Annotated in this window: 5 protein-coding genes; all 5 read right to left on the reverse strand. The window is 60.5% G+C overall.

Going from position 1 to position 4,124, the window contains the following annotated elements:
* A partial coding sequence (locus tag KBT70_RS18375; RefSeq protein WP_296637603.1) for an FGGY family carbohydrate kinase occupies positions 1–699 on the reverse strand: 699 nt, incomplete at its 3' end.
* A gap of 132 nt (positions 700–831) precedes the next feature.
* Entirely contained in the window at positions 832–2,550 is a 1,719-nt protein-coding gene (locus tag KBT70_RS18380) for an ABC transporter substrate-binding protein (RefSeq protein ID WP_296637605.1), read from the reverse strand.
* Between the two features lie 43 nt (positions 2,551–2,593).
* The gene (locus KBT70_RS18385) at positions 2,594–2,866 is read right to left on the reverse strand and encodes a DUF2160 domain-containing protein (protein WP_296637607.1); all 273 of its coding nucleotides are present in this window, start codon (positions 2,864–2,866) and stop codon (positions 2,594–2,596) included.
* 163 nt (positions 2,867–3,029) lie between these two features.
* Positions 3,030–3,326 (reverse strand): GIY-YIG nuclease family protein, encoded by a 297-nt coding sequence (locus tag KBT70_RS18390; RefSeq protein ID WP_296637609.1) that lies wholly within the window; start codon positions 3,324–3,326, stop codon positions 3,030–3,032.
* Positions 3,327–3,416: 90 nt separating this feature from the next.
* Positions 3,417–4,124: carbohydrate ABC transporter permease (locus tag KBT70_RS18395; RefSeq protein ID WP_296637610.1), on the reverse strand; the 708-nt coding region annotated here is incomplete at its 5' end.

Raw genomic sequence — 4,124 nt, forward strand, 5'->3', positions numbered from 1 at the left:
TTCACGGCCAAAGAGATCGGCGCGCGTGTGGCCATAGTCATCGGCGCTGTCGCGCACTTCTGGCAACATCTGCATGGGGATTTCGAGCAGATCACAGATTGTCCTGCTCCACCGCCCCTTGCGGATGTCATAGAGCAGGGTGCGCGCGGCGTTGGTGGCGTCGGTGGCATGGACGCGACCGCCGGTGAGTTTCCAGATGAGATAGCTGTCGACCGTGCCAAAGAGCAGATCGCCCGCTTGGGCGCGGTCGCGCGCACCCGCGACATGATCGAGAATCCAGCGCAGTTTCGTGCCGGAGAAATAGGGATCGAGCAAGAGGCCCGTGCGCGCGGCCACCATCGGCTCATGCCCGGCCGCGCGCAACTCGGCGCAATAGTCCGACGTGCGCCGGTCCTGCCAGACAATCGCGCGGTGGATCGCCTGCCCGGTGTGGCGGTCCCAGACCACGGTCGTCTCGCGTTGATTGGTGATGCCGATGGCGGCGATATCCGCGCCGGTCAGGCCGGCCTTTTCGATCACCGCGCGGCAGGTGCCCGCTGTGGTCGACCACAGGTCATTCGCGTCATGCTCCACCCAGCCCGATTGCGGGAAATGCTGGGCGAATTCCTCTTGGGCCGTGGCCGTGATCCGCATGCCCTCGTCAAACAGGATCGCGCGGCTCGAGGTGGTGCCCTGGTCGATGGCGAGGATATGGGTCATGGGGTGGGTCCGTAGCTTGAAATGGTCATCCTCGGGCTTGACCCGAGGATCTCTGGTCGAAGAGGTCCTCGGGTCAAGCCCGAGGATGACCGAAGGGTCCGGGGCGCGCAGCACGCGCCCCGATGAGTGTCTTTACTGCCAGGACTTGATCAGCTCGTCATAGGCAATCGTGACCGGCTCTTCGTCCTCATTCTCAAGCTTGGCCTTGGGCGCGCCGGGCTGGCTCAGCCAATGCTCGGGGTCCATTTCCTCGTTGAGTTTGGGGCCGATGTCGCCCTGGATGCCAGCGCGCTCAAGCCGCTCGAGCACGCGTTCCTGATCCGCGCAGAGCGCATCGAGCGCCTCTTGCGGGGTCTTGGCACCCGACATGGCGTCGCCGATGTTCTGCCACCAGAGCTGTGCCAGTTTCGGATAGTCAGGCACGTTGGTGCCGGTGGGCGACCACTGGACACGCGCGGGCGAGCGGTAGAACTCCACGAGGCCGCCCAGTTTCGGCGCGCGCTCGGTAAAGCTCTCGTGCTGAATGGTCGACTCGCGGATGAAGGTGAGGCCGGTGTGGGCCTTTTTCACATCCACGGTTTTCGAGGTCACGAACTGCGCATAGAGCCAAGCAGCCTTGGCGCGGTCCACAGGCGTGGATTGCATCAGGGTCCAGCTACCGGCATCCTGATATCCCACTTTCATACCCTCTTCCCAATAGACACCATGCGGGCTGGGGGCCATGCGCCACTTGGGCGTGCCGTCCTCGTTCATCACCGGCAGGTCGGGTTTGACGGAGGCGGCGGTAAAGGCGGTATACCAGAACATCTGCTGCGCGACATTGCCCTGCGCCGGGATCGGGCCCGCCTCAGAGAAGGTCATGCCAGCGGCAGAGGGGGGCGAGTATTTCTGAAGCCACTCGATCGCTTTGGTCACGGCATAGACCGCGGCGGGGCTGTTGGTCGCACCGCCACGAGCCACGCAAGAGCCGACGGGCTGCGAATTCTCGTTCACCCGGATGCCCCATTCATCGACCGGCAGGCCGTTCGGTTCGCCCTTGTCGCCCATCCCGGCCATGGACATCCACGCGTCGGTGTAGCGCCAGCCAAGGCTCGGGTCTTTCTTGCCATAGTCCATGTTGCCAAAGACTTCACCCTCGACACCGAGATGGCTGAGGTCACGGCCGGTGAAGAATTCGGCAATGTCCTCATAGGCCGACCAGTTGACCGGAACGCCCAGATCATAGCCGTATTTCTCTTTGAAATCGGCCTTGTTCTTGTCGTCGTTGAACCAGTCATAGCGGAACCAGTAGAGGTTGGCGAATTGCTGGGTTGGCAGTTGATAGACCTTGCCATCGGGGCCGGTTGTAAAGGACAGGCCCACGAAATCGTCGATGTCGAGCGTTGGGCTGGTCACATCCGCGCCCTCGCCTGCCATCCAGTCGGTCAGGTTGCGCACCTGCTGATAGCGCCAATGGGTGCCGATGAGGTCCGAGTCGTTGACGTAGCCGTCATAGATATTCTCGCCCGACTGCATCTGGGTTTGCAGTTTCTCGACCACGTCACCCTCGCCGATCAGGTCATGCGTGACCTTGATGCCGGTGATCGCGGTAAAGGCCGGGGCCAGCACCTTGGATTCGTAGCTGTGGGTGTCGATGGTTTCCGACACGACCTTGATTTCCATGCCCGAGAAAGGCTGGGCCGCGTCGATGAACCACTGCATTTCCGCCTCTTGCTCGGCGCGGCTGAGCGATGACAGATCGCCGATTTCCGCGTCGAGAAACGCCTTCGCCGCCTCCATATCGGCGAAGGCGGGCGAGGCCATCAGGCCCAGCGACACCAGCGCGGTGGTTGTTTTCATTCGCAAGTTCATGGTTTCCCTCCCTATGAGAACTTTGATTGTGATTGGTCCCGGTCTAGACCCAGCGAAACACCGCCGCGGCATAGATCAGGCAGAGGATCAGCGCATAAGGCTGGTGTGCGCCGACAAGCCCGAGCCAGGCCAAGTTTAGAAAGGCCGAGCCCAGAAGCGTGATGAAGAGCCGATCGCCGCGCGTCGTCTCGATCCTGAGGATACCGACACGCGGGGTTTCGGGGAATTTTATGGCCAGCACCGTGAAGGTGATGAGCAAAGAGGCGATGACCCCAAAGAAGATCGCGGTGGGGAGTGTCCAAGCCATCCAGTCCATTAGGAGAGCCTCTCTTTTATGCAAACCGTCATTGTCCGGCTTGACCGGACGATCTCTGCCGTTGGAGATCCTCGGGTCAAGACCGAGGATGACGCGAATTCTCGTTGATTGTCATCCTCGGGCTTGACCCGAGGACCTCCCAAAACCGAAAGATTGATTGCATTTATGCGCCGCAAATATCCTGCCACAGGTCGCGCCATTGCGGGTTTGACTGTTCGATAAGAGCGATCTTCCAGTCGCGATACCAGCGTTTGAGCGACTTTTCGCGCTGAATTGCAAGGGTCGGTTTGGTGTGCGGTTCGAACCAAACAAGCCGCTCCAGGTTGTAGCGGTCTGTGAAGCCGTCCAGAATATGTCTGCGATGCTGCCACACACGGTTTCTGAGATCGCCAGTCACGCCGATATAGAGCGTGCCGCGTGGCTTGTTGGTGACGATGTAGACATACATGTCCGTCGGCATCTGCGCTCTCTGCTTCGATGAGGCACTCAATCGAAGAGGTCCTCGGGTCAAGCCCGAGGATGACGGCATTATGGTTAACAAACCCTTTCATCACACCCTCCCCAACGCAAAGCCCTTGGCGATGTAATTGCGTACGAAATAGATCACCAAGGCCCCCGGCACGATGGTCAGCACCCCCGCCGCCGCCAGCACGCCCCAATCGAGACCCGACGCCGAGACTGTGCGGGTCATCGTGGCGGCAATCGGCTTGGCATCGACGCTCGTCAGGGTGCGCGACAAGAGCAGTTCCACCCATGAGAACATGAAGCAGAAGAACGCGGCCACGCCCACACCGCTCGCAATCAGCGGCATGAAGATTTTCACGAAGAACCGCCCGAAGGAATAGCCGTCGATATAGGCGGTCTCGTCGATCTCCTTGGGGACACCGCGCATGAACCCCTCCAGAATCCACACCGCCAAGGGCACGTTAAAGAGGCAATGCGCCAGCGCCACGGCGATATGCGTGTCAAACAACCCCACGCTTGAATAAAGCTGAAAGAACGGCAGGGCAAAGACCGCAGGCGGGGCCATCCGGTTGGTCAGGAGCCAGAAGAAGAGATGCTTGTCGCCCAGAAAACTGTAGCGCGAGAACGCATAGGCGGCGGGCAGGGCCACGGCAATCGACAGAACCGTGTTCATCACCACATAGATCAGCGAATTGACATAACCCATGTACCAGCTCGCGTCGGTCAGGATCGTGGCATAGTTGGCAAAGGTCAGATCTTGTGGCCAGAGCGAGAAGGTGCCGAGGATTTCGTC

It is taken from the genome of Roseovarius sp. (genome assembly GCF_018066915.1).
Taxonomy (GTDB): Bacteria; Pseudomonadota; Alphaproteobacteria; order Rhodobacterales; family Rhodobacteraceae; genus Roseovarius.